The 21854-nt window shown below is 44.4% G+C and carries 21 protein-coding genes; 12 read left to right on the forward strand and 9 right to left on the reverse strand.

Annotated features, from left to right (window positions below; genetic code table 11):
- Window positions 1-3: 3 nt before the first annotated feature.
- Entirely contained in the window at window positions 4-1215 is a 1212-nt protein-coding gene (coaBC, locus tag NIES208_RS06845; RefSeq protein ID WP_075891062.1) for a bifunctional phosphopantothenoylcysteine decarboxylase/phosphopantothenate--cysteine ligase CoaBC, read from the reverse strand.
- Window positions 1216-1428, reverse strand: a complete 213-nt coding sequence (gene isiD, locus NIES208_RS06850; protein WP_075891064.1) for a protein IsiD — start codon at window positions 1426-1428, stop codon at window positions 1216-1218. It abuts the gene before it with no gap.
- A gap of 164 nt (window positions 1429-1592) precedes the next feature.
- Here isiD and NIES208_RS06855 point away from each other — a divergent pair, with 164 nt between their 5' ends.
- Complete coding sequence (locus NIES208_RS06855; RefSeq protein WP_084176560.1) at window positions 1593-1811, forward strand: hypothetical protein; 219 nt, start codon at window positions 1593-1595, stop codon at window positions 1809-1811.
- Between the two features lie 196 nt (window positions 1812-2007).
- On the opposite strand, the gene truB is transcribed toward NIES208_RS06855, so the two are convergent.
- The gene (gene truB / locus NIES208_RS06860; protein WP_075891068.1) at window positions 2008-2940 is read right to left on the reverse strand and encodes a tRNA pseudouridine(55) synthase TruB; all 933 of its coding nucleotides are present in this window, start codon (window positions 2938-2940) and stop codon (window positions 2008-2010) included.
- 208 nt (window positions 2941-3148) lie between these two features.
- Here truB and rpaB point away from each other — a divergent pair, with 208 nt between their 5' ends.
- From rpaB to NIES208_RS18905, 3 genes are all read left to right on the forward strand, one after another.
- Window positions 3149-3889, forward strand: coding sequence for a response regulator transcription factor RpaB (gene rpaB, locus NIES208_RS06865; protein WP_084176561.1), 741 nt, complete (start codon window positions 3149-3151; stop codon window positions 3887-3889).
- 747 nt (window positions 3890-4636) lie between these two features.
- On the forward strand, window positions 4637-5593 hold the full coding sequence (locus NIES208_RS06870) for a ParA family protein (protein ID WP_075891072.1): 957 nt from the start codon (window positions 4637-4639) through the stop codon (window positions 5591-5593).
- A 74-nt stretch (window positions 5594-5667) separates the two neighbouring features.
- Window positions 5668-5832: a hypothetical protein gene (locus NIES208_RS18905; protein WP_171971732.1), complete on the forward strand. Its 165-nt coding sequence runs from the start codon at window positions 5668-5670 to the stop codon at window positions 5830-5832.
- Window positions 5833-6120: 288 nt separating this feature from the next.
- On the opposite strand, the gene trxA is transcribed toward NIES208_RS18905, so the two are convergent.
- Window positions 6121-6444, reverse strand: a complete 324-nt coding sequence (gene trxA, locus NIES208_RS06875; RefSeq protein WP_075891074.1) for a thioredoxin — start codon at window positions 6442-6444, stop codon at window positions 6121-6123.
- A gap of 501 nt (window positions 6445-6945) precedes the next feature.
- Between trxA and NIES208_RS06880 the strand changes: the two genes are divergently transcribed.
- Complete coding sequence (locus NIES208_RS06880; protein ID WP_075891076.1) at window positions 6946-8136, forward strand: glycosyltransferase family 4 protein; 1191 nt, start codon at window positions 6946-6948, stop codon at window positions 8134-8136.
- A 17-nt stretch (window positions 8137-8153) separates the two neighbouring features.
- Here NIES208_RS06880 and ilvA read toward each other — a convergent pair whose 3' ends face one another.
- The 5 genes from ilvA to NIES208_RS06905 all read right to left on the reverse strand — a co-directional run bounded on the left by ilvA (window position 8154) and on the right by NIES208_RS06905 (window position 16038).
- Complete coding sequence (gene ilvA, locus NIES208_RS06885) at window positions 8154-9665, reverse strand: threonine ammonia-lyase, biosynthetic (protein WP_075891078.1); 1512 nt, start codon at window positions 9663-9665, stop codon at window positions 8154-8156.
- A gap of 85 nt (window positions 9666-9750) precedes the next feature.
- On the reverse strand, window positions 9751-10074 hold the full coding sequence (locus NIES208_RS06890; protein ID WP_225875265.1) for a hypothetical protein: 324 nt from the start codon (window positions 10072-10074) through the stop codon (window positions 9751-9753).
- A 631-nt stretch (window positions 10075-10705) separates the two neighbouring features.
- Window positions 10706-11761, reverse strand: coding sequence for an anthranilate phosphoribosyltransferase family protein (locus NIES208_RS06895; protein WP_075891082.1), 1056 nt, complete (start codon window positions 11759-11761; stop codon window positions 10706-10708).
- 75 nt (window positions 11762-11836) lie between these two features.
- Entirely contained in the window at window positions 11837-13006 is a 1170-nt protein-coding gene (locus NIES208_RS06900; RefSeq protein WP_075891084.1) for a HEAT repeat domain-containing protein, read from the reverse strand.
- A gap of 251 nt (window positions 13007-13257) precedes the next feature.
- Complete coding sequence (locus NIES208_RS06905; RefSeq protein WP_075891086.1) at window positions 13258-16038, reverse strand: CHASE2 domain-containing protein; 2781 nt, start codon at window positions 16036-16038, stop codon at window positions 13258-13260.
- Between the two features lie 354 nt (window positions 16039-16392).
- Between NIES208_RS06905 and NIES208_RS06910 the strand changes: the two genes are divergently transcribed.
- From NIES208_RS06910 to cobU, 7 genes are all read left to right on the forward strand, one after another.
- Window positions 16393-16692, forward strand: coding sequence for an RNA recognition motif domain-containing protein (locus NIES208_RS06910; protein ID WP_075891088.1), 300 nt, complete (start codon window positions 16393-16395; stop codon window positions 16690-16692).
- Between the two features lie 292 nt (window positions 16693-16984).
- Entirely contained in the window at window positions 16985-17749 is a 765-nt protein-coding gene (locus tag NIES208_RS06915; protein WP_075891090.1) for a TVP38/TMEM64 family protein, read from the forward strand.
- The gene (locus NIES208_RS06920) at window positions 17715-18425 is read left to right on the forward strand and encodes a TVP38/TMEM64 family protein (RefSeq protein WP_216349371.1); all 711 of its coding nucleotides are present in this window, start codon (window positions 17715-17717) and stop codon (window positions 18423-18425) included. Before NIES208_RS06915 ends, NIES208_RS06920 begins: the two co-directional genes overlap by 35 nt.
- 103 nt (window positions 18426-18528) lie before the next feature.
- Window positions 18529-18921 carry a preQ(1) synthase gene (gene queF, locus NIES208_RS06925; protein WP_075891092.1) on the forward strand — a complete coding sequence of 131 codons (393 nt, stop codon included), beginning with the start codon at window positions 18529-18531 and terminating at the stop codon, window positions 18919-18921.
- A gap of 42 nt (window positions 18922-18963) precedes the next feature.
- The gene (gene lgt, locus NIES208_RS06930) at window positions 18964-19833 is read left to right on the forward strand and encodes a prolipoprotein diacylglyceryl transferase (RefSeq protein WP_075891094.1); all 870 of its coding nucleotides are present in this window, start codon (window positions 18964-18966) and stop codon (window positions 19831-19833) included.
- A 76-nt stretch (window positions 19834-19909) separates the two neighbouring features.
- Window positions 19910-20830 carry a ribonuclease D gene (locus tag NIES208_RS06935; RefSeq protein ID WP_075891096.1) on the forward strand — a complete coding sequence of 307 codons (921 nt, stop codon included), beginning with the start codon at window positions 19910-19912 and terminating at the stop codon, window positions 20828-20830.
- 92 nt (window positions 20831-20922) lie between these two features.
- The gene (gene cobU, locus NIES208_RS06940; protein ID WP_075891098.1) at window positions 20923-21480 is read left to right on the forward strand and encodes a bifunctional adenosylcobinamide kinase/adenosylcobinamide-phosphate guanylyltransferase; all 558 of its coding nucleotides are present in this window, start codon (window positions 20923-20925) and stop codon (window positions 21478-21480) included.
- Window positions 21481-21854: the final 374 nt, after the last annotated feature.

Raw genomic sequence — 21854 nt, forward strand, 5'->3', positions numbered from 1 at the left:
GTTCTAGAGCTGTTTAATGAAGTCGAGCAGGTGATGGGCGATCGCCAACTTTGGAGCCATGGGAATCGTTGCTTGTCGTCCTTCTTTATCGATAAATACCAGTTGATTATTGTTGCTCCCAAATCCTGAATCTGGTAAATCAATGGCATTGGCGGCGATCGCATCCAGATTTTTTCGCCGTAATTTTTCTAGAGCTGGCGCGGTAATATCCCCCGTTTGGGCAGCAAAACCAATGAGTTTTTGATCCGCTCGTTTTTGTTGACCGAGCTGCGCAGCAATATCTGGAATAGTTTCGAGCTCTAAGCTTTCAGGTAAATCTGCCTTTGCCAATTTAGCGTCATGGCGAATCCTAGACCGCACATCCCCCACTGCCGCGCACATAATAATCCAATCAAATTTTGCGGCCTGCTTTAGAAGTGATTGCTCCATTTCGGCCGAGCTAGTCACGGAAAATCGTTCTACCGCTGGTAAATTTTCGAGTAACTTAACCTCGATGGGAGCATGCACTAATGTGACGGTTGCACCGCGATAGACCGCTGCTTTGGCGATCGCCAGACCCATTTTTCCCGAAGATGGATTCCCGATAAACCGCACCGCATCAATATGTTCGCGAGTGCCGCCAGCACTAATTAATATTTTCCGTTCACTCAGATCCCGTCGGCCACGACTGTGGATCAAAGATTCCACCGCTTCAACAATTTCAATCGGCTCCGACATCCGGCCTTTGCCCCGGCGATCGCAGGCGAGAAGACCACTATTAGGCGAGAGGATATGATAACGTTCGTCCCGTTGCAACTTACGCCAATTTGACTGTACCGAAAGCTGTTGCCACATATCCGTATTCATGGCCGGAGCCCCCAACACAGGGCAAGTTGAGGCCAAAATAATATTAGCGAGGAGGGTATCCGCTAAACCCAAACTCACCTTCGCTAAAGTATTCGCCGTCAGAGGTGCCAATAAAATTAAATCAGCCCATTCTCCCAACTCAATATGAACCGGGCGGGGCTGATGACTATCCCAAAAATCTTCGTCGGTATAGGCTGCATGGCGACTGAGGGTCGCCACCGTTAGCGGCGTGATAAACCGCTGCGCCGAATCTGTCAGCACCACACGCACTTCCGCCCCCGCTTGAAATAAACGGGAGATCACTTCACATACTTTGTAGGCCGCAATGCCACCACTAATGCCGACGACGACTTTCTTGTCCCTGAGCATTTACGATTCGTCGTAAGCTTCAAAATCAAGTAGGTGAAGATAAGGCTCTACCAATTCTTGACGCTGAAAGGCGATCGCCCGTAGCAAATGCCAATCCTGTAGCGCTTCGAAAGGACTCGCATAATCATCGAGTTCTAGGCGAGTTGCCAAACTTGCGACATCAGCTTCACTCATGTGAGAAATTTCCTGAGGCGTTTTTGTTAAAACAGCCATAATTCAGACCTCCCCGATACTGCACGCTACTGAGTTGTACAATCCTATATTACCCTGTTCATTCCCAAAGAAAATCAGCCGTCATCGATCTTATTGTGTTCTTGATTTCGCCAAAATCTAAGCGTATCCTGATGGAGGAAATGTCGTAGCAGAGACTGCCCCTCGTGTTGATCGAACCAAGATTGTTACGGGCTGCCCAGCACATCTACTATAACTACGCAAATGTTCATCCCGTACGTGCTCAATATGTGACAGGTGTGGCGATCGACCGTGAAACGTACTCTGGATTTGTGAGTTTTCGACAGCAAGCCATTATTTTGCCCCGAGAGGTTTTTATTCGAACAGAAGATCTGATGTCCTATCAGTATCAGCAATTAACCTGACCTGAGATTCGCCTGAGCCGCGACGGTAATATGGCGAAGGGGAGGGGGGGCGACTGGGGAAATTTCGTCAGCTCATAGATTTTGGTGAGAAAAATGTCCCTGTGATTGTATTTTATTGTTTTTGGGAAGCTGCTTTGCTTGGGGGATTTGAGGTTTAATCTCTAACTAAAGTTGACATCAATCTAGAAAGAAATGGTTATTTGCCAAACATCACGAGACGGGGGGCTAGTACAAGTTGGTCAGCTTCTGTTTTACTGGGTTTAAACTCTCCAATACCCAGAAATTGCTCCGCTGTATCGTAAACGCCCAAGGCTTTACCGACGGCAACGGGGGGAGCGACCCAAGGAATCTTTTGTCCAAAACTCCAGGCGATCGCCTGATTTTCTTGTAAGACAAGATGATGTAGATGTTGCAAAAGCTGATTTGGTCTTTGGCAAATGAAGGTTTGCTTTTCTAATTGCGTTTCAATAGCTTCGATAGTGAGGCTGTGTTCTAGGCTAAATCCACCACTCGCTGTACGCACTAAACCAGCTAGGGTCGCCCCAGTACCTAGGGTTACACCGAGGTCGCGGGCGATCGCCCGGATGTAAGTCCCCTCACCGCAATGCACCTCTAGATCTAGCTCTGGAAAATCCCCCGATCGCCAACCTAAGATATTCAGCGCCAAGATTTCCACTTCTCGACTTGGTACTTCTACCTCAATGCCCTGCCTTGCCAACTCATAAAGGGGCTTGCCATCTTTTTTAATGGCACTAAAGGCCGGGGGAATCTGCGTGATTTTTCCCCTAAATTTAGGAAGTTGTGCCGTGACTTCCGCCAAAGTTAGATTTGGACAAGGTATTTCGGCGATCGCCGCCCCTTCTAGATCATCCGTTGCAGTTCTCACCCCAAATCGAATAACCGCTTTGTAAACCTTCGCCTTGGGTAAATATGGCAACAGCCTAGTGGCCTTGCCCACCGCTACAGGTAAAACCCCGGTCGCCATGGGATCCAAGGTGCCACCATGGCCAATTTTTTTGAGTCCGAGTAAGCGGCGTAGCTTAGCAATACAGTCGTGGGAGGTCCAACCCGCAGGCTTATTTAAATTAATAAAACCCCATCCCGCAAATTTCTGGCGATCGCCAACCATAAAATCAATATTCCTGACAAACAACGTCCGACAAGTCATCCCAGTCTAACTTGCCCGATTTATCCTACCGTCCAGACTCAAAATTGCCAAAGAACTTGACCGCTTTGCATGAGCCAAAAGTTCTTGGTATACTGAAATGTAACAAAATGTAAATAGTCATTTTCACAAATCACCGTTAGTTCCAATGTGAGAGGGAGCAATATCCATCGTGGTAGAGAGTAAGGCAAGAATCCTCGTAGTCGATGACGAAATCGCCGTACGTCGCATTTTAAATACCCGACTCTCCATGATCGGCTACGACATTATCACCGCCGCCGATGGCGACGAAGCCCTCGAAATTTTTTGGCGTGAGCGCCCCGATCTTGTCATCCTCGACGTAATGATGCCAAAGCGCGATGGCTATTATGTTTGCCAAGAAATACGCCGCGAATCCGACACACCGATTATCATGCTGACCGCCCTTGGGGATGTCGCAGATCGCATCACTGGGTTACGTTTTGGGGCCGATGACTATCTCGTGAAACCCTTTTCTCCCAAAGAACTTGAAGCAAGAATTCACTGTATTCTGCGTCGCACCAAGAAACAACAAGATGAAGTTGAAGAAGCTGGCGTTCTGCGCATCGCCAACCTTGTTATTGATACAAATCGCCGCAAAGTCCTACAAAATGGCAATGTATTGCGTCTAACTCACATCGAATTTGACCTCTTACATTTATTGGTGAATCAAGCCGGAAATCCCCTAAGTCGCACAGACATCTTGACTGCAATTTGGGGCTATGTGCCCCGTCGCCACAGTGACCTACGGGTAGTCGATGTCCATGTTTCTCGTCTGCGCTCAAAAATCGAAGAAGATCCCCGCCAGCCCGAATTTATTATTACTGAAAGAGGGACTGGTTATCTTTTCCGGAAGACAACAACTGCCACATCGCCTTCTTCTATTGCTGTATGAAAATAAAAGCTAAGGGCTTAAGTTTGGTCTTTTAAATAACGTCAGTTATGGATCAGAATGTAGCCAAAATTCTTTAGAGAAAAGGAGACACACGGGGAAGCCACGAAAATTTGCATTTTTTGAAAGCTAGTAACCTGAGTTCGGTTTAAGCATGGTCTGGAATGATGACGCGGCGAAAGGGAGAGCGAGGGATGGGGCGATTTTTCATTCAAACAATTCTAATGCGGGTGTCCGTTGATGTCCCGTGTCTCCCCCTCTCCGTGTCTCCCTATCCCAATGTCCCCATGTCTTCAAGGTATTCAGATAACTCCTTAACCCGAACTGACGTTAGTAGGATTGTTGGCATAGAAACATCTCCCGATCTCTCGCTCTCCCATTCACCGCGTCGTACTTCCGAGCATGCTTAAGCAAAACTCACGTTAAATAGCGTTTTTGGTGAGGCTATGCGGTGGGGCGGTCGCCGCCGTAAAAAAAGTGAGCTTGGAGCGATGTCTGTAAAATCTTAATGGTTTTGCCTATTGCCAAGCTGGCTCCGATCTCCACCCTTACCCCTTAGTATTTTGGGATGAACTTGTCGTACCCATTTTTCTCTACAGATTGAAACAGCTAGGGAAAATTCATCCCCTAGTTGTCTTAAGCAAATATTGAGATAACGGTACAATGACGACAAATATTCATCGCAAAAACCCTTAAGCCCATTTGTGGGCACTCTACTGTAATAACCCTATTTATCCGTATAAAGCGTCTATGGCACTCATTATCAGTACCGTCAACATGAAAGGAGGCGTTGGTAAAACAACTCTGACCGTTAATCTTGCCGCTTGTTTAGCTCGCCACCATAAAAAACGTGTACTCGTCGTTGACTTAGATTCTCAGATCAGTGCCACTTTGAGTTTAATGCCACCCCAAGATTTTGCCCGTATCCGTAAAGCAAGGCGCACGATTAGTTATCTCATCGAAACAACAATCAAACCAACCCTGAAGCAATCCCTCGATATTAACGACATCATTTGTCCCTTCATTGCCAATGTGCAAGGCCTAGATCTTTTGCCCGGTGATATTGAGCTATATGACGAATACCTTGTTTCAGAAATGCTCCATAAACGGGCAGTGAAAGACGAAGATACGAATTTTCAAGAAATTTGGAATAACTTCGAGCTCGTTCTCATCAAAAAAATCCTTGAACCTGTGATGGATAAATACGATTTCATCATTATGGACTGTGCGCCCGGCTATAACTTGGTAACCCGTAGTGGGTTGGCGGCTAGTGACTTCTATATCCTGCCAGCCCGTCCAGAACCCCTATCTGTTGTCGGTATTCAGCTACTGCAACGTCGGATTCGAGCCTTACGAGAAAGTCATCAGGACACAGACCCGAATAATGTTGATCCGATCAAATTGCACCTGTTAGGTATTGTATTTATTCTTTCTGGGGGAACGTTACTTAACCGTTACTACAACCAGGTCATGAAACGTGTGAGTGACGACTTTACTGCATCCCAAATCTTTAAAAACAAGATTCCCATGGATGTCAATGTCGCCAAAGCCCTTGATACCTTCCAGCCTGCCGTTATCTCTATGCCCAATACATCTGGTTCGAAGGCCTTTATGAAATTGGCGAGTGAATTTATTAACAAAATGAAGGAAGTGGGTGCAATCTCGGATAGAACTGCTGGCAGGGTAAATTTGGCTGATATTGAATAGTGTTGTTTTGCTATTTCTTGTTTTTCATTGGGCACAAATATCAATAATCTTTCTGAATTTAAGAAGAGGTAAAAATGACTGAAGCAACTTTACAGGCTAAGGTTGAAGTGATTAAGGGTAAGCGTGAGGCGCTAGTGAGGCTACTAGGTGATCCTAAGCTGGGTTCTTTACGTCTTGATGTCAATCAGGCGCTAGAGGAACTAGATGAGCTGATTGCGGAACTTGACAAGACTTTCTAGTTGTTCCTCGTTAGTTGTTAGTAAATATACTCTTAAGGGCGATGTCAACTGTTTGGCGATCGCCCTATTTTATTGAGTTAAATTATCTATTTTGACAAGTAAAATCAGCAAGACCTATGGTGTGATGTCATACCCATTATTGTGAAGCGTAAAAATACCCTGCTTATAAAAAACAGGGTAAAAAGGGTGAATTACATCTTATTTAAATTAAACTTTTGTAAGTCGAGTAACTAAAGTAGTGTAAGGTTTCTAGTTTTGAAAAAATAATTGCCTAGATTATTAGTATTTCTAGAGATGTTTATCAATCGCCGTTGCCAGTGTTGTTTTGGGGACAGCACCAACGACCATATCCATTTTCTTGCCGTCTTTGAAGATCATGAGAGTGGGAATACTGCGAATACCATACTCACTAGCAACGCTAGGATTCTCATCAGTATTGAGTTTGAACACTTTAATTTGCTCTTGGTACTGGTCAGCAATCTCCTCTACAACAGGAGCGACCATACGACAGGGACCACACCAAGGAGCCCAAAAATCGACTAGAACGGGGACTTCGCTTTCGAGAACTTCTTCTTGAAAGGTTGCGTCTGTGACTGGGGCAGTTTTTGACATGCCTCTAAATTCCTACCTAATACAAAATGTTGCTGAGAATACTAGTGGATTTTAGCATATGAGTTATCTCGGTTTACGGCTTCGACAAAAACGATAATAAACAATGATAACTTTTGTAATTGAAAGGCTTGATTCGAATAATTGAAATAGTGATGTTACGATACCCTTAAACGTTGCGGAATAAATCTATTTGATCATTCTATTTTCTTTTCAAAGTTAGCCGGATGTCGCAATTTATATCTTTTTTTGCCGCACAATGCTTTCGTTCGGTGTTCTCGCCCTAAGAAAAACGCCCGAATACTATGGCGATCCGGGCGAGATATGGTGTGAGGAGTGAACAAAAACTTTTGTTCTTTATCGAATAAGTTTTTGCCCACTCTCATTGTAAGGGAAAAAAAGAATCTTTGTTCAGGCGGTACAGCAGATCTGTGAGATTTCTTTAAGGGTTTGCATTCTTGAAGTGAGGTAAGTTTCTGCAATTTATTTTGTGGAGTGATATTGATGCGTATTTTGGTCTTGAGTTGGGAGTTTCCGCCACGGATTGTTGGTGGTATTGCCCGTCATGTTGGAGAATTGTATCCGGAAGTTGTGAAGTTAGGGTATGGTGTCGATTTAGTGACGATCCGCACTGATGATCTGCCGGCGCAAGAGGTGGTTGAGGGTATTAATGTTTATCGGGTGACGGTAGCTGAAAACGAACGGTTTTTTGATTGGGTTACTGCGATGAATGATGCGATGATTGTTTTTGGTCGTGGGTTTCTCGCGGGGCGAACTGATGTTTGTTTAATTCACGCCCATGATTGGTTAGTGGGTGATGCGGCGATCGCCCTGAAGCAAGAATTTCAATTGCCGTTAGTTGCAACGATCCATGCAACAGAATATGGACGACATAATGGCATTCACACTGAAACCCATGCGTATATTGCAGCGAAGGAGCAGGCTTTGGTCAATGAGGCTTGGCGCATCATTGTTTGTAGTCAATATATGCGTCACGAATTAGAGTGTGCTTTAAATGTTTCGTGGCAGAAAATGGATGTAATTTTCAATGGTATTCGCTCGGAAAAAAAACAACATTCGTCACAGTTTGATCGCCGGGCTTTTCGGCGGCGGTTTGCACCTGATGATCAAAAAATTGTTTATTATGTTGGACGCTTAACCTACGAAAAAGGGATTAGTGTGCTGATTGATGCTGCTCCTCGCGTTTTAGAGATGATGCAGGGAAAAGTGAAATTTGTAATTATTGGTGGCGGTCACCATGAGCACCTAAAACAACAGGCTTGGAATGTAGGGCTGTCGGAAGCCTGCGAATTTACGGGTTTTATGCCCGATGAAGATCTTGATCGCTTTCAGACGATCGCCGACTGTGCGGTATTTCCTAGTTTGTATGAGCCGTTTGGCATTGTTGTTTTAGAAAGTTTTGCGGCCAAGGTGCCAGTGGTTGTGTCTAATGCTGGGGGTTTATCGGAGGTTGTGACCCACGAAAAAACTGGGATTGTCACCTATGCTAATGTTGCTAGTTCTTTGGCTTGGGGCATTTTAGAGGTGCTGCAACATCCTGAATATGCGAAAACTCTTGTGGAAAACGCCTATGCGGATTTGCCAAAGCGTTTCAATTGGTCGGAGTTGGCAAAGCAAACGGTTGCTGTTTTTGAGCGGGTCGTTCGGGAGCGATCGCCGGAAATGGATGCGTAATTTAGCATGGTGGTGAACTAGCCTAAAAATAGTCGGTAGGCTGGATTTTTGTTTTCATCCCAGTAGCGATAGCCGAGTTGGTCTAAAAAGTTTTGCCATTGATCCATTTCGTGGGGCGGTACTTGAATGGCGATCGCAATCCGTCCATAATCAGAGCCGTTGTTGCGGTAATGGAAGCCGCTAATATTCCAGTCGGGGCTCATGGCTTCCACAAATTTCATTAATGCGCCGGGACATTCGGGAAACTCAAAGCGATATAGCAATTCATTTTCGGCTTTTTCGCTGCGTCCACCTACCATGTGCCTGAGGTGGAGTTTTGTGAGTTCGTCATCGGTCAGATCGAGGGTTTTAAAGCCATTGGCTTCAAAGGTTGCTGCTAAGGGTTTAATTTCGTGACGATTTTGGATTTGAATTCCGACAAAAATGTGGGCCTCGGCTGCGTCGGCAATGCGATAGTTGAATTCGGTCAAGTTGCGATCGCCCATACAGCGACAAAATTTTCGGAGGCTACCGGGTTGCTCTGGGATTGTCACGGCAAAAATGGCTTCGCGCCCTTCCCCTAATTCTGCCCGCTCAGCCACAAAGCGCAATCGATCAAAATTCATATTGGCACCGCAGGCAACGGCTACCAAATTTTTCCCTGCAATGCCTTCGCGCTCAACGTAGGCTTTCATTCCGGCGATCGCCAGCGCCCCCGCTGGTTCAAGAATAGAGCGCGTATCTTCAAAAACATCTTTAATGGCAGCACAGGTATCATCTGTGGAGACCAAAATCATTTCGTCAATATATTCCTGACAAAGACGAAAGGTTTCCTCACCGACGTAACGCACCGCTACACCATCAGCAAAAAGACCAACCTGCGATAGCTGCACCCGTTCGCCCTTTGCTAGGGACTGACTCATGGCATCCGCATCGATAGGCTCGACACCAATAATTTTGATGTCCGGACGCACCCGTTTCACGAACGCCGCGATCCCTGCAATTAAACCACCGCCGCCGATCGCCACAAAAATAGCGTGAATTGGCTGCTGACACTGGCGTAAAATTTCCATGCCAATGGTTCCTTGCCCGGCGATCACATGGGGGTCGTCAAAGGGATGAATAAAGGTGAGGTGCTGTTCGTCTGCCAGCTGGCGGGCATGGGCATAGGCATCGTCGTAGGCATTGCCATGGAGAATAACTTCGCCGCCCCTTGCTTTAACGGCATTGATTTTGACCTGAGGCGTAACGACGGGCATCACGATCACTGCCCTCGTCCCTAATCTTTTCGCGGCTAAGGCGACCCCTTGGGCATGGTTTCCCGCCGAAGCGGCAATAACGCCGCATTGTAATTGTGCTGGGGAAAGATTTGCCATTTTGTTATAGGCTCCCCGCAGCTTAAACGAAAAAACTGACTGTAAATCTTCGCGCTTCAGCAGCACATTATTATTTAAACGTGTGGAAAGGTTGGGCGCTTTTTCGAGGGGACTTTCCTTTGCAACGTCATAGACGCGGGCATTAAGAATTTCGATGAGATAATCGCAGGACATAAAGGCGATCGCCGACGGTAGTAAACGTTAGAAGCCTTTACTGTACCGTCATGTTGACCTCCTTTAAAAGGGCAATATTTAAAGTTTAATTTAGGGAAAAGGCGAGTTTCTTGAGAGGCGATCGCCAAGAGGTGCGCTCTTCTTCTGGGGGGGCGATCGCCATTTTGAGTGCCGTTTCGGTCGCCACAAGTCGCTTCTCCTGCACCGCCATAGAGCCATCCTTTAAAGCTTGCCGCCATTGCCTGCCCTGTTTCCAAGCCTGATATTTTCGTACCGTCCAGCGGGGATTACTAGGATAGCCCGCAAAACCAGACCGCAGTGCCGCATGGTTTTCGCGCGGAATAGCTGTTTCAATATAAACACCTTCAGCTAACTCAACAACTCTTGGAACAATACGATTTTTCATCATCGGACTTCCTCGCGCTTCTATAGGGTACAAAAAGGTACAAATCTGCTTGTCTAGGCTGCATTTGCCTAGGTTTAATCGGTGCAGAATAATAAGTCTCAACGAGAAACTGTGCAAACCGATAAAACTTAACGCTAAATCAAATTAAGGGTTCGTGTGGAAAGACCCTTGTTAATGCTGCCTTTTACAACATGAAGATGCAGCTTCCTGCACATAGTTTAAGCTTTTTAATGCTTTTTTACAAATTGACAAGATGAAAGTCTATCGTCAAAGTCCATCGGTTTAGGACGACAAAGTGGGGGATTGATGAAATTCTAGCGAGGTAAACGACACCTGTTGGAAAATCCCCGGCTTTTGAACCCCAAGGTGGGCTAATCTTATGGGTCTTGGCTACGGAAAATAAGTGGCGATCGCCCCATTGTCACAATGATTTTTTTTAATCGGAGTTTAGATGAAACAAGACCTTGAAATAACGATGTGGCAACGGAGAGAAGGGGATGGAGAAATTTCTTCAGCTCGCAAATTTTGGTAAGAACGACCCAAGTACAACGCCAATATTGATCCCTCTGTTTATCTCCTTTCCCTAGGGACTTTAGAGACCATTATGATTAAGCCGAACAGACGTTTTTAGCCCTTACAATTGATCCAGCGTCGATTTAAGTCTTATCAAAGTATCTTGCAATGTCCCTTCAAGGATTAAAGTTTTCGCTGCTGCAACACCCGCTTCTAGATCTTCAGCAATACCGCAGTGCCACAGATAAAATGCCCCATTCCAAACCGCTGTGTTAAACAGGTCATTTTTTTCGCCTTGCAATAATGCTGTTAAATTTTCGATATAACTTTCTGCTGATTCAAGGGGAACATCCTTGCCGCCTAGATTGTAGATATAGGGATCAGGCTTCAGGTATTTTACGCCACTGGCATCTGTGTTCTCATGGGTGGCAACAATCGTGACCTGGGAAATGCGCAGATCGCCGCTGCCCTCTAGGCCTTTAATTAAAGTGTATGGCGCTTGTTTTCTCTCGGTAAAAGTATCGCGAATAATGCTTTCTGTGGGGGGATGAACATAGCCTGCGATGGTGTGGCTATTGGTTCCAGAGTAGGGAGACCAAACGAGCTCTATGGTGGCAATGGGGGGACGTTTGCCGAGTTCTTCGCGATAGGTGTTTAGCGCTTTACTCTCTGGTAAAAAAGTTGGGGTATAGCATAATGCGAATTCTTCCGTTTCAAAAAATGCTTGATATTGGCGCACGTCTAATCGGTTAAATCTTAAACCTAGTGCTTGCCAGATTTCTATGAGAGGTAAGCCGTATTTTGTCGGTAGGCGATCGCCACCATGCATCACCACAGGTACACCAGAGGCCTTGAGCATGAGTGAAACAATGGGCGATATGGGCGCAGTGCGAGAACGACCGTCGTAGGGAATACCCAAAATATAAACGGTTTTATCGGGGCAAATGGGTTGTAATTTTTGGCTCCGAGAATCATAAAAATCAAGCATGCCGGCCAACTCAATACCCGTTGGTCGTTTAATGCGATGGGAAATCAAAAATGCACCAATTTGAGCAGGTGTGGCAGCCCCATCGACCATCATCTGTAATGCTGTTGTCGCCTCAGGTCGGGTTAGGCCTTTGCTTGTATGTTTACCACTACCAACTTTTCTTAAAAGTTTGCGAAATTCGCTGCTCATTTTCGTCAAATTATTGTTTCGATCAACAGATGGCTAGCTTAACTGATGTCAGCTCAAAAAACAGTAACCTTTGCACTAAGTCTTTGTTCTTGGCAGTTTGTTGAGGGCTGCTATGGCATGGAGTCTGACGGCGGAATCTGCGTCGTGACTGAGTTGTCGTAAAGTTTCTTGGGCAATGGGTTGTTTGAGTTGGCCGAGGGCATAGACAAAGGCTTGTCGCAAATCTTTTTTGGGTAATTGTGTTTGTTGTCGCCAAAAATCCAGAAGAAGTTTTGTGCCTTGTTCTTGGCGATCGCCGCTATCGATGCGGCCAATGACTTTAATAATTTCGAGGGTAAGGGGCTCCGATGCCTGCGGCAAAATATCGCCTAATGCTTGCAGGCTGGCGGCTTGATCAATCCACCCTAAAGCTTGGACAAGTTCTTTTTTTAGGGCGAGGGGAGTGGTGGTAGCTTGGATAACCGTGGCGATCGCCTCTACCGCATCAGCATTTTGGAGACGACTCAGGGCGAGGCCGGCCTGTTGGCAAACATCAAGGTTATGGTCGTAGAGCAGCGGCGAAACCCGTTGAAAAATAATGTCTTTATCCGCGTAGTTTGTCCAAAACCCCAAAGCGCGAATTGCCTCAATGCGGACTTTACTCGCTGGATCTTTGAGAGCTGCCAATAAAAAAGTGAAAATCCGTGGATGGCGGAAACTGCCTAGGGCTTCAATCGCTAATTCTCGAATCTCCGGATTGTCATCCTCTACAACACTGAGCAAAGGTTCCACAATATTGCTATAGCGAACCTTACACAAAGCTTTTACCGCCAATAGGCGAGTCTCCACTTCATGAAGGAGCGGCACAATATAATCTGTGGCTTGCTCTTCTAGCTGCACCAGCGCTCGCACAATTTCGTCCGCGAGAAACTCTTCTTGACAATTTTCGATCAGAACAAGCAATCGCGCGATAATGTCTGGTTGACGATATTGACCCAAAATACGAATGGCAAACCAGCGTAACTCTATATCTTGAGCTGGATTTTCGGCGATCGCCAGTAGTTGAGGCAAAATCGAGTCGCCAACCTTCCCTAAAACTTTAGTAATGCGCCAACGCTCATGGAAATCCCCTTCCATTAAAAGCTGTAGTCCCCATTCCGCTGCAAGGGGAATCTTGGCAATATTGGTCTCTGCGCAAAGATGTAAAAATTGATGAACTGTAGGCTGTTGTGTGGCGATCGCCGGGTCAGTTTCGACATAACCCATAAAAATTAAATTCCAGTTTTTAATGACAACACGATTTCAGCCCAACTTAACGGATACATTTAATAATTTCTGGTATACCGCAATACAGAGAACCATTAACAATGCAAAAAAAGCCTCCCAAAAAAGCAATAACTGCATGCCATACTTGCATTGTCTACTTGAAATCAATAAATGACAAAAAAAACACCCACTTTAGCAACATAAATAAAACCCCCACTAAACAGCCTTAACCACTGAGACGAAACCCATTTTCACAGCAATAAATCTTGAATTAAGTCAAATCTAAATTCTTCAGTCCAGCCCTTCAAAGTTGCCTTTAAATCCTTTGCCGCAGTTGGGAGTTCTTCCAATAGCAAAAAAATATTTTGATCATCACCAACAATGGCATTGTTTTTGAGATTTTCCCGCCATTGTTGTGAAGTAAGACTAATTTGTGCGTGGAGATTTGATTTATCGATGGTCGAGGAGCCATACCCCTTTGAGATGGGCAAATCACGTTGTAAGTCCTCATATAAATACTGTATATCAAGAAAACTTTTCATTAAATTTAAGACCTCATCTTCCTGAAAAGGCTTACGCACAAAACCATCACAGCCAGATGCTGCAATCCGTATTTCCTCTTCCTTTAAAATACTTGCTGTAATTGCCAAAATAATCGTTTTTTCTATTGAGCCATTTTCTGCACACTTTCTCATTTCCCGTCGACGAATTTCTCGAGTCATATCGTACCCATTAAGGATCGGCATACGTACATCTGTCCAAATTAAATGGGGTTGCCAGCTTTCCCAGAGGGCGATCGCCTCCTGACCATTTTCAGCCTCTTTTACTGTAAAACCAATATGAGTTAAAAGTTGCTCTAAAAGCTTACGATTAACCCAGTGATCATCCACAATTAATATCTTATAAACTGCTTGATTAGGAGCAAGAGCAATGACCCTTTGTTGTTTTTGTGGCAGCTGAATTAGTTCTTTTAAAACCGATTGAACCTTGATTGTGAACCGAACAGTCGTTCCTACTCCAACCCGTGAAGTAACGAATATATCTCCTCCCATCATCCGCACAAATTTACGGCTAATCGGTAACCCCAAACCAGTACCTTGATTAGATCGGACACCAGATTCCGTTTGAGTGAAACTTGTAAAAATCGTCTGTATTTCTGTCTCCTTAATCCCTTCCCCAGTATCTTGAACAACAAAAGACAAAACATATTGCTCCTCTTCCTTTTCAGCAACTTGAACCAATAACCTAACAAATCCAAACTCTGTAAACTTCAGTGAATTACTGAGTAAATTTAATAAAATCTGTCTAATCTTTTTCTCGTCACCCATAATATATTGGGGTACAGAGTCTTGGATGACAAATTCGAGATCTAAACCCTTTTCTGCTGCTTTAAGAATGAAAGTCTCTCCGATAACCCCCAGGGTCGCTCTCAAGTCGAAGCTATTAACATTAAGACTCATCTGCCCCGCTTCAATCTTGGCCATATCTAAGACATCATTAATGAGTCCTAAAAGATGTTCTCCACTACGATTAATAATACTTAGATAAGTATCTTGAGTTAAATTTAAATTAGGGTCTCGGTTCATTAGCTGAGAAAAACCTAAAATTGCATTTAAAGGTGTACGTAACTCATGACTCATATTGGCTAAAAATTGACTTTTCGCCCGATTCGCTGCATCTGCAATTTCCCGCGCTTTATCTAGTTGGATATTTTGAATTGCTAAGACTTGATTTTTTTTCTCTAGCTCAACAGTACGCTCCATCACTTGAACTTCTAGATCTTGGGTATAACTCTTGAGCTGCTGCCAAAATAAATAAATTGCTGCTGTGATTAAAGAGAGATATATGCCAGCAAATGGAGCGACAATTGGTAGCCAAATATTGTTAGAGAATAAATGATGATTTATTAGTATTAGAAAAGCACTGATCGGAAAAATTCCGGCAAACTCCCATCTTTTTTGACCCAGTAGAATGCCAAATAAAGAGCCAGTAGACACCCATAGAAAAATCCATAGCCACTCTACAAGTTCTGGCAAGGTTTTGATGAGAGCATTTCCTTCGAGGGCTGCCTCAATGATCTGACTGGTAATATGACCATGGATTTCGATGCCGTACATCGGGCTATCATAAGGAGTGTAAAAAAAATCATTAAGACTACTACTAAAGGCTCCAAAAATAACGATTTTATCTTTGAATAAATCTGAGGGAATATTATTTTCTAATAAATCTTGAATTGAGACTTGTTTGAACATGCATTTTTCTGCAATATTACAAGGTTCCCCTTGGTAGTTGATTAAGATCTGGTTCCCCCTAATCTGAGCTTTTGTATAGCCTCCTGAGTTCTTTTTTAGGCGATAAAAAATACTCTTGCCTAGTTGGTATGAAAATTGTTGATTTGAAATGGCTTTTGGCTTGATATCTTTATCGGCTAAATAATCTAAAGCTAGTCGTGCTGAGAGGCTAAGTTTACTTTTTTGATCGCGGCTATTGGGTGGCACAACGGCTAGAAAGGCTCGACGAACAACGAAGTCTTGGTCAAAAATCAAATTGGCGATCGCCACTTGATTATTTTGGGCAAGAAACTCTGGAGGTGCAACACTTTGAGCTATCACCTCATTTGGATCTGTCGAAAGTAAAACATTCTCTACTCCGATGAGATTTGGTGTTGTTTCAAACACTTTTTGTAGCTCACTATAGCCTTCAAAAACTGGAAAATCGCGGTAAATGTCTAAGGCAATTGAGTGAGGAGATTGTGCCTTGATTTTATTGAGAATTATTGCTAGATTTCGATCTGAAATAGGCCAGCCATTGAGATATTTTATGTCTGATTCTGTAACGCCGACCAACACAATATGAGGATTGATCTTTTTCGTTGATTTTGTTTTAGTGAGAAGATCATAGAAATCCAGTTCAGGAATTTCAAAAAGACCAATAAGACTTGTTACTATGCAGAGTATGGTGACCGTTAAACTATTTACTAGTCCAACCAACAATAGTAGTCTTGCCCGGTGCTTTTTTCCTTCGACATTCATTGTGTTGCTGAGAAAAGTATCGACAATTTTTTTGTATGATTAGGATGTGATTAGGCAAGTTCTGACAATCACCACTACAATTATCTTTAGGCTGCCGCGGCAAATATGTTTTTTGCTTTAGGTTTTTACTGAAAATTTAGACTGCGTGCTGTGGACTAGAGGTCATTCTCCATGTCAGCATATTTTTACGGGTTTAGATACATTCTGTGACAATTCCCGCAAATAGCCAATCAGCTTCTATACTTAATGAGGATTTAGGATTTTTAGCTGAGTTTGAATTTTAGAAATTTTTAACTGCACACTTCCGAATCTTTACACTCTTCATTCTCCGATTTGGAAGAATACTTAATAATTATGTCGATTTATATTGGAAACCTGTCTTATCAAGTTACTGAGGAAGATCTGAAAGAGACCTTTGCTGAGTACGGTAAAGTGAGTCGCGTGCAGATCCCTTCTGACCGTGAGACTGGTCGTCCCCGTGGTTTCGCTTTCGTTGAAATGTCTAAGGAAGACGAAGAAACTGCTGCTATTGAAGCGCTAGACGGCGCTGAATGGATGGGACGGGATTTAAAGGTCAATAAAGCGAAGCCCCGTGAAGATCGTAAGTCTTCTCGCGGTGGTGGCGGTGGCTACAACTCTCGTAATCGCTACTAAGTAATTAATTTTGTGTCCTGTTTTTTTGCAGGGCATTCTTTTTTGTATGACGGCAGGTATGGCTTATGGTCTACGTGCTGTTTTTTTATGGGTAAATGTACTGGCGTTTCGGTTTAAGGTTGGCTTGTTTTGAAGCTGAATTTTCTGTTTTTTGAGTCCGACGTAAAATTTATAGGAATTCTCGTAGAAATCAAACTGGATTTTTGGCTGTTTTTAAGCTTTGTGCTGATGTTTGTTTTTAGACTGAAGATGTCTAGAACAAGTTTGCGATTGAGCTAAACGGGGCAAAGTGATGAATGGACTTTTAAAAAATAAATGGGTTAAGTTTGGGGCGATCGCCCTAATCGTAGCGATAGCAGTAATTGCATTAAAGAAATTGGGTATTTTTACATTTATTAGTGGTTTGCTTGACCAAGCAATTCTTTGGGTTGATAACCTCGGTGCTTGGGGCATTGTTGCCTTTATCGGGATTTATGTTTTAGCGTCGGTACTTTTTGTTTCTGGTGCGGCATTGACCCTTGGTGCAGGAGCATTATTTGGGGTTGTCCAAGGCTCCATTTTGGTGTCGATCGCCTCGACTTTGGCAGCAACTTGTTCTTTTCTAATTGGGCGGTATCTGGCACGGGGCTGGGTTTCTAAACAAATTGATGGTCAACCAAAATTTAAAGCCGTTGATAAAGCCGTTGCCCAAGAAGGCTGGAAAATTGTTGGCTTAGTGAGGCTTTCGCCAATTTTTCCTTTTGTCTTTCTCAACTATGCCTTTGGCGTGACAAAGGTGTCATTGCGTGAGTATGTCATCGCGTCTTGGATTGGTATGATGCCCGGAACTGTGATGTATGTTTACTTTGGCTACATCGGTCGTGCTGCGGCAAATGCGGCAAGTGCTGATACGACTGGTGGGCAAGAAGCGTTACTGAAGACGGCCTTAACTGTTGTGGGATTGGTTGCGACGGTACTTGTCACCGTACTTATTACGAAGGCAGCTCAGAAGGCTCTTAATGCTCAAATTGAAGGGGACAGCCATGATGCGATTCCTCAAGGCTCTCAGGAAGTCTAATTTATTTAAAGCGGGCTTCTGGTGCCGACCTCGCATTGTGTTTGTTGTCTTGGCTTTCGGGGCGATCGCCGGACTTGTTTTTTACGGTCGACACTTTTTATTTGATCACGAAAAATTAGCAGGCGTTCTCCAACTGATGCCCTGTTGTGTAGTTGGCTTATTTCTCGGACTCTACATAGTGCTAACTATTTTTGGGATACCGGGCACTGTGCTGACGACGGCAGGCGGCATTATTTTTGGATTGTCTTGGGGGACATTTTGGTCAGTTTTGGGAGCGACTTTGGGGGCACTTGGGGCATTTTTAGCTGCACGTTACCTACTACGGGACTGGGCATTAAGCAAATTCCACCGCCATCATGTTTTAAAAAGAATTCGAGCTGCGGTACATCGCAATCCATTAACCCTCGTGTTGGCAATGCGCTTTGCACCCATTACGCCATTTAATCTCATTAATTTTTTATTCGGCCTTACCCCAATTCATTGGGTTCCCTATACCCTTGGAACATTCATTGGCATTATTCCGGGCACAATTTTATATACTTGGCTCGGCGTGAGTGGCAAAACTGCTTTTTCCGGTGGCGATCGCCTTCCGTTCATTTTTGCCCTCACAATTTTGTGTCTACTGAGTGTTATCCCGCCTTTATTTTTAGAGAAATGTCGTTCGACACGACCGTAAACTTGCCAGAGCACTGACATGATGATTTTTAAAGCCGTTAGAGGCTGTCGAAAGATCGGTACAATACGACAATCTCAACTCAATCATCAACCTAGAACTCACCATGACTGAATCGCCAGAAACCCAAGAATTTAAATATGGCGAGCGCGAAATCGAAGCTGGCAAACTTGTAACTTTTCCCAATCCTCGACCAGGGCGACGTTACACCATTAATATTTCTCTGCCCGAATATACCTGTAAATGCCCTTTTTCCGGCTACCCCGACTTCGCGACCATCTATGTGTCCTACGTCCCAGACCAAAAAGTCGTTGAGCTAAAAGCGATTAAACTCTACATAAACAGTTACCGCGATCGCTACATTTCCCACGAGGAAGGCGTAAACCAAATTCTTGACGATCTTGTGGCGGCTTGTGACCCCCTAGAAATGACGATTAAAGGTGACTACAAACCTCGCGGCAATGTCCATACTGTGGTTGAAGTGACCCACAAAAAATAATCACTAATTTTTTCTAATCCTTTTTCCCACCACGAAATAACCATGATTTTTGCTTGGCAATTCCAATCTCCCGGCCCAATTATTTTTGAAGTGGGAAATTTTGCGGTGCGTTGGTACGGCTTATTAATTGCTTCGGCAGTCATTATCGGCGTTAATCTTTCCCAATATTTAGCGAAGAAACGTGAGATGAACCCTGAATTCGTCGCTGACTACGCCATCTGGGGTGTTTTAGCCGCAATCCCTTGTGCTCGCATTTACTATGTCTTATTCCAGTGGCAGAGCTACTCTAGCCGCCCTCAGGACATTATTGCCATTTGGAAAGGGGGCATTGCCATCCACGGAGCGGTTTTAGGGGGAATTCTTGCAGGGTGGATTTTCTGTCGCTTGAGTAAATGTTCGTTTTGGCAATTAGCCGACGTGATCGCGCCGTCTCTCATCCTCGGTCAGGCGATCGGGCGGTGGGGAAATTTCTTTAACTCGGAAGCCTTTGGGAGACCCACGGATTTACCGTGGAAGCTCTATATTCCGCCCGCAAATCGACCCTACTCGCTAGCCAGTAATGAATATTTTCACCCGACTTTCCTCTATGAGTCTCTGTGGAATATCGGCGTTTTAGGGCTTTTACTTTATCTATTTTTCTGGGGCTTGAGACATGGCGATCGCCTCAAGGGCGGTACGATTTTCCTGACCTATTGGGTTGCCTACAGCGCCGGGCGAGTTTGGATCGAAGGTCTGCGGATGGATAGCCTGATGATCGGGGGATTGCGTATTGCACAGCTAGTCAGTCTCGGTGGTATTGCCCTCGGCGCATTGGGACTAATTTGGCTGTACGTTCTAAAAAAACGCTTACCAGATGTCCGTTCACCTAGGGAATTACGAGAAAATGAAAAAGCCTCAGAAACAAGTCTCTGAGGCCAAAACCAGGGTGCATCTACCAATTAATGACTACTGCTTTGTTTTGCTTAATCCGGACAGCTTTTAATTTTTTATGCCTTATCTCCAGAATCCTGAAGAGATCATTGGGGCGATCGCCCGTTTAAAGTTTGCGCCAATCCTATGGGTGGATACGGAGGTAGCAGATTACAAAACCAAGCAGCCTCGCTTGTCGTTAATCCAGATTTCGGCAAACTCCGCTGATTTAACGGGGGAACAGGTTTTAATTTTTGACGTGCTAGATAAACCTGATCTTATTGATCACTTTATTGATGAGATTATGGCGAATGAGGCGATCGCCAAAGTTTTTCATAACGCCGCTTTTGATAAAAAATTTTTAGGTGGCTCAAAGGCAAAAAACATCACTTGCACCCTTGAACTCGCCAAAAATATCCCATACTATTTAGCGCCAAAACCAGATAACAAACTAAAAACCCTTGCGGAAACGCTTTGTCATTTCCCGATAGTTAATAAAGACTTGCAGAGCAGCGATTGGGGATTACGACCTCTCAGCCAAGAACAGCTCGACTACGCCAAACTCGATCCGGTGTACACAGCTCAAGTTCATCATCGCCTGCTACAACTCCAGCAACAGTGCCAAATCGCGCCGGAAACTGAAAATATTGCCAATTTGACTCGTCGCTACCGCCAAATCGAACATGATTGGCAAATGCTTAATAGTGAAGTGGAACACCTCAAAACGCGTCTTAAAGCAGCAATGTCAGCCCAAAACGTCGACACAACTGTCGGTTTTAAATTAACTTTCAGTAGTCGTAAAGCTGAATATGTGAAGCTGGCAGATTTAGGACAGGCGATCGCCACCAAGCAATTCCAGAGTGATACTCCACTGAAACTTACCAAAGCATTACAAAAAGAATTTCAAGACTTGTTGGCTGATTTGCCTATCGAAGAAAAAATCAGCCAAACCGTTAGCCTCAAATCCATAGACCTCGACGATCCAGAAGTCCCTTTTTAAAGCTTCTAGACCATTCCTTCGCACAAAAAACAGGTAGGGTGTGTTCGCGAAGCGTAACGCACATTCAAACTAACCCTTACAAACAACAAATTATGGGCAAAAGTATTTTAGTAACTGGCGCAGTCCGCTCTGGTAAAAGCGAGTGGGCAGAACACCTTGCCCTCCAATCTGGAAAAGAAGTTACCTACATCGCCACCGCCCAAGAAAATCCCAATGACCCTGAATGGACAGCCCGCATCCAACACCACCGCGATCGCCGACCCGATTCATGGCACTTTATTGCAGAATCAAAAGACCTCCCAGGAGCCTTACAAACAATTTCCCCAGAAAGCTGTGCCTTAGTAGACTCACTCGGATTATGGGTTGCAGCCCATTTAGAGACCGATGCTGCCACGTGGTATCAAATAATGACTGAATTCTTAGATTTATTACCAGATCTACCACTTTTAACCATTCTTGTTGCCGAAGAAACCGGCTGGGGAGTCGTGCCCACCTCAGAATTAGGAAGACTATTCCGCGATCGCCTCGGCCGCCTCATTCGCCAAACCGGACTAACCACCGACGAAACCTATCTCCTAGCCGGCGGCCATGCCCTCAACCTAAAACAACTTGGTCAACCTCTTCCGCAGGCAAAATCCCCCCTTTTCTGACAGAGATGTATATTTTTGTGACAATTTGCCTGCGCGATATTAAGAAAAGTGTTTACACTCTTCTTACAAGAACCTTCAAAAGGCTACTTAGCCCCTGAAGATTGTGCTATTTTAAGAAACGTTAATTGTTTGAAAACGCCTGTTTTCAAACAATTAACGCGCTTACGCAAGCCCTCGAATCTCTCCCACCATAGGACTTATCCTATAAATCCCTATTGGCTTTTAAACATTGACAGAGAGATTCCATAACAAGGAAACTTACACGTAAGCAATTTTACGACACCCTTGTTCATCTATATAAACAAGAGGAATTTAACATTATGACTATTGCAGTCGGACGCGTATCCCAAGAGCGGGGATGGTTTGATGTCCTC

The organism is [Limnothrix rosea] IAM M-220 (assembly GCF_001904615.1).
GTDB lineage: Bacteria > Cyanobacteriota > Cyanobacteriia > Cyanobacteriales > MRBY01 > MRBY01.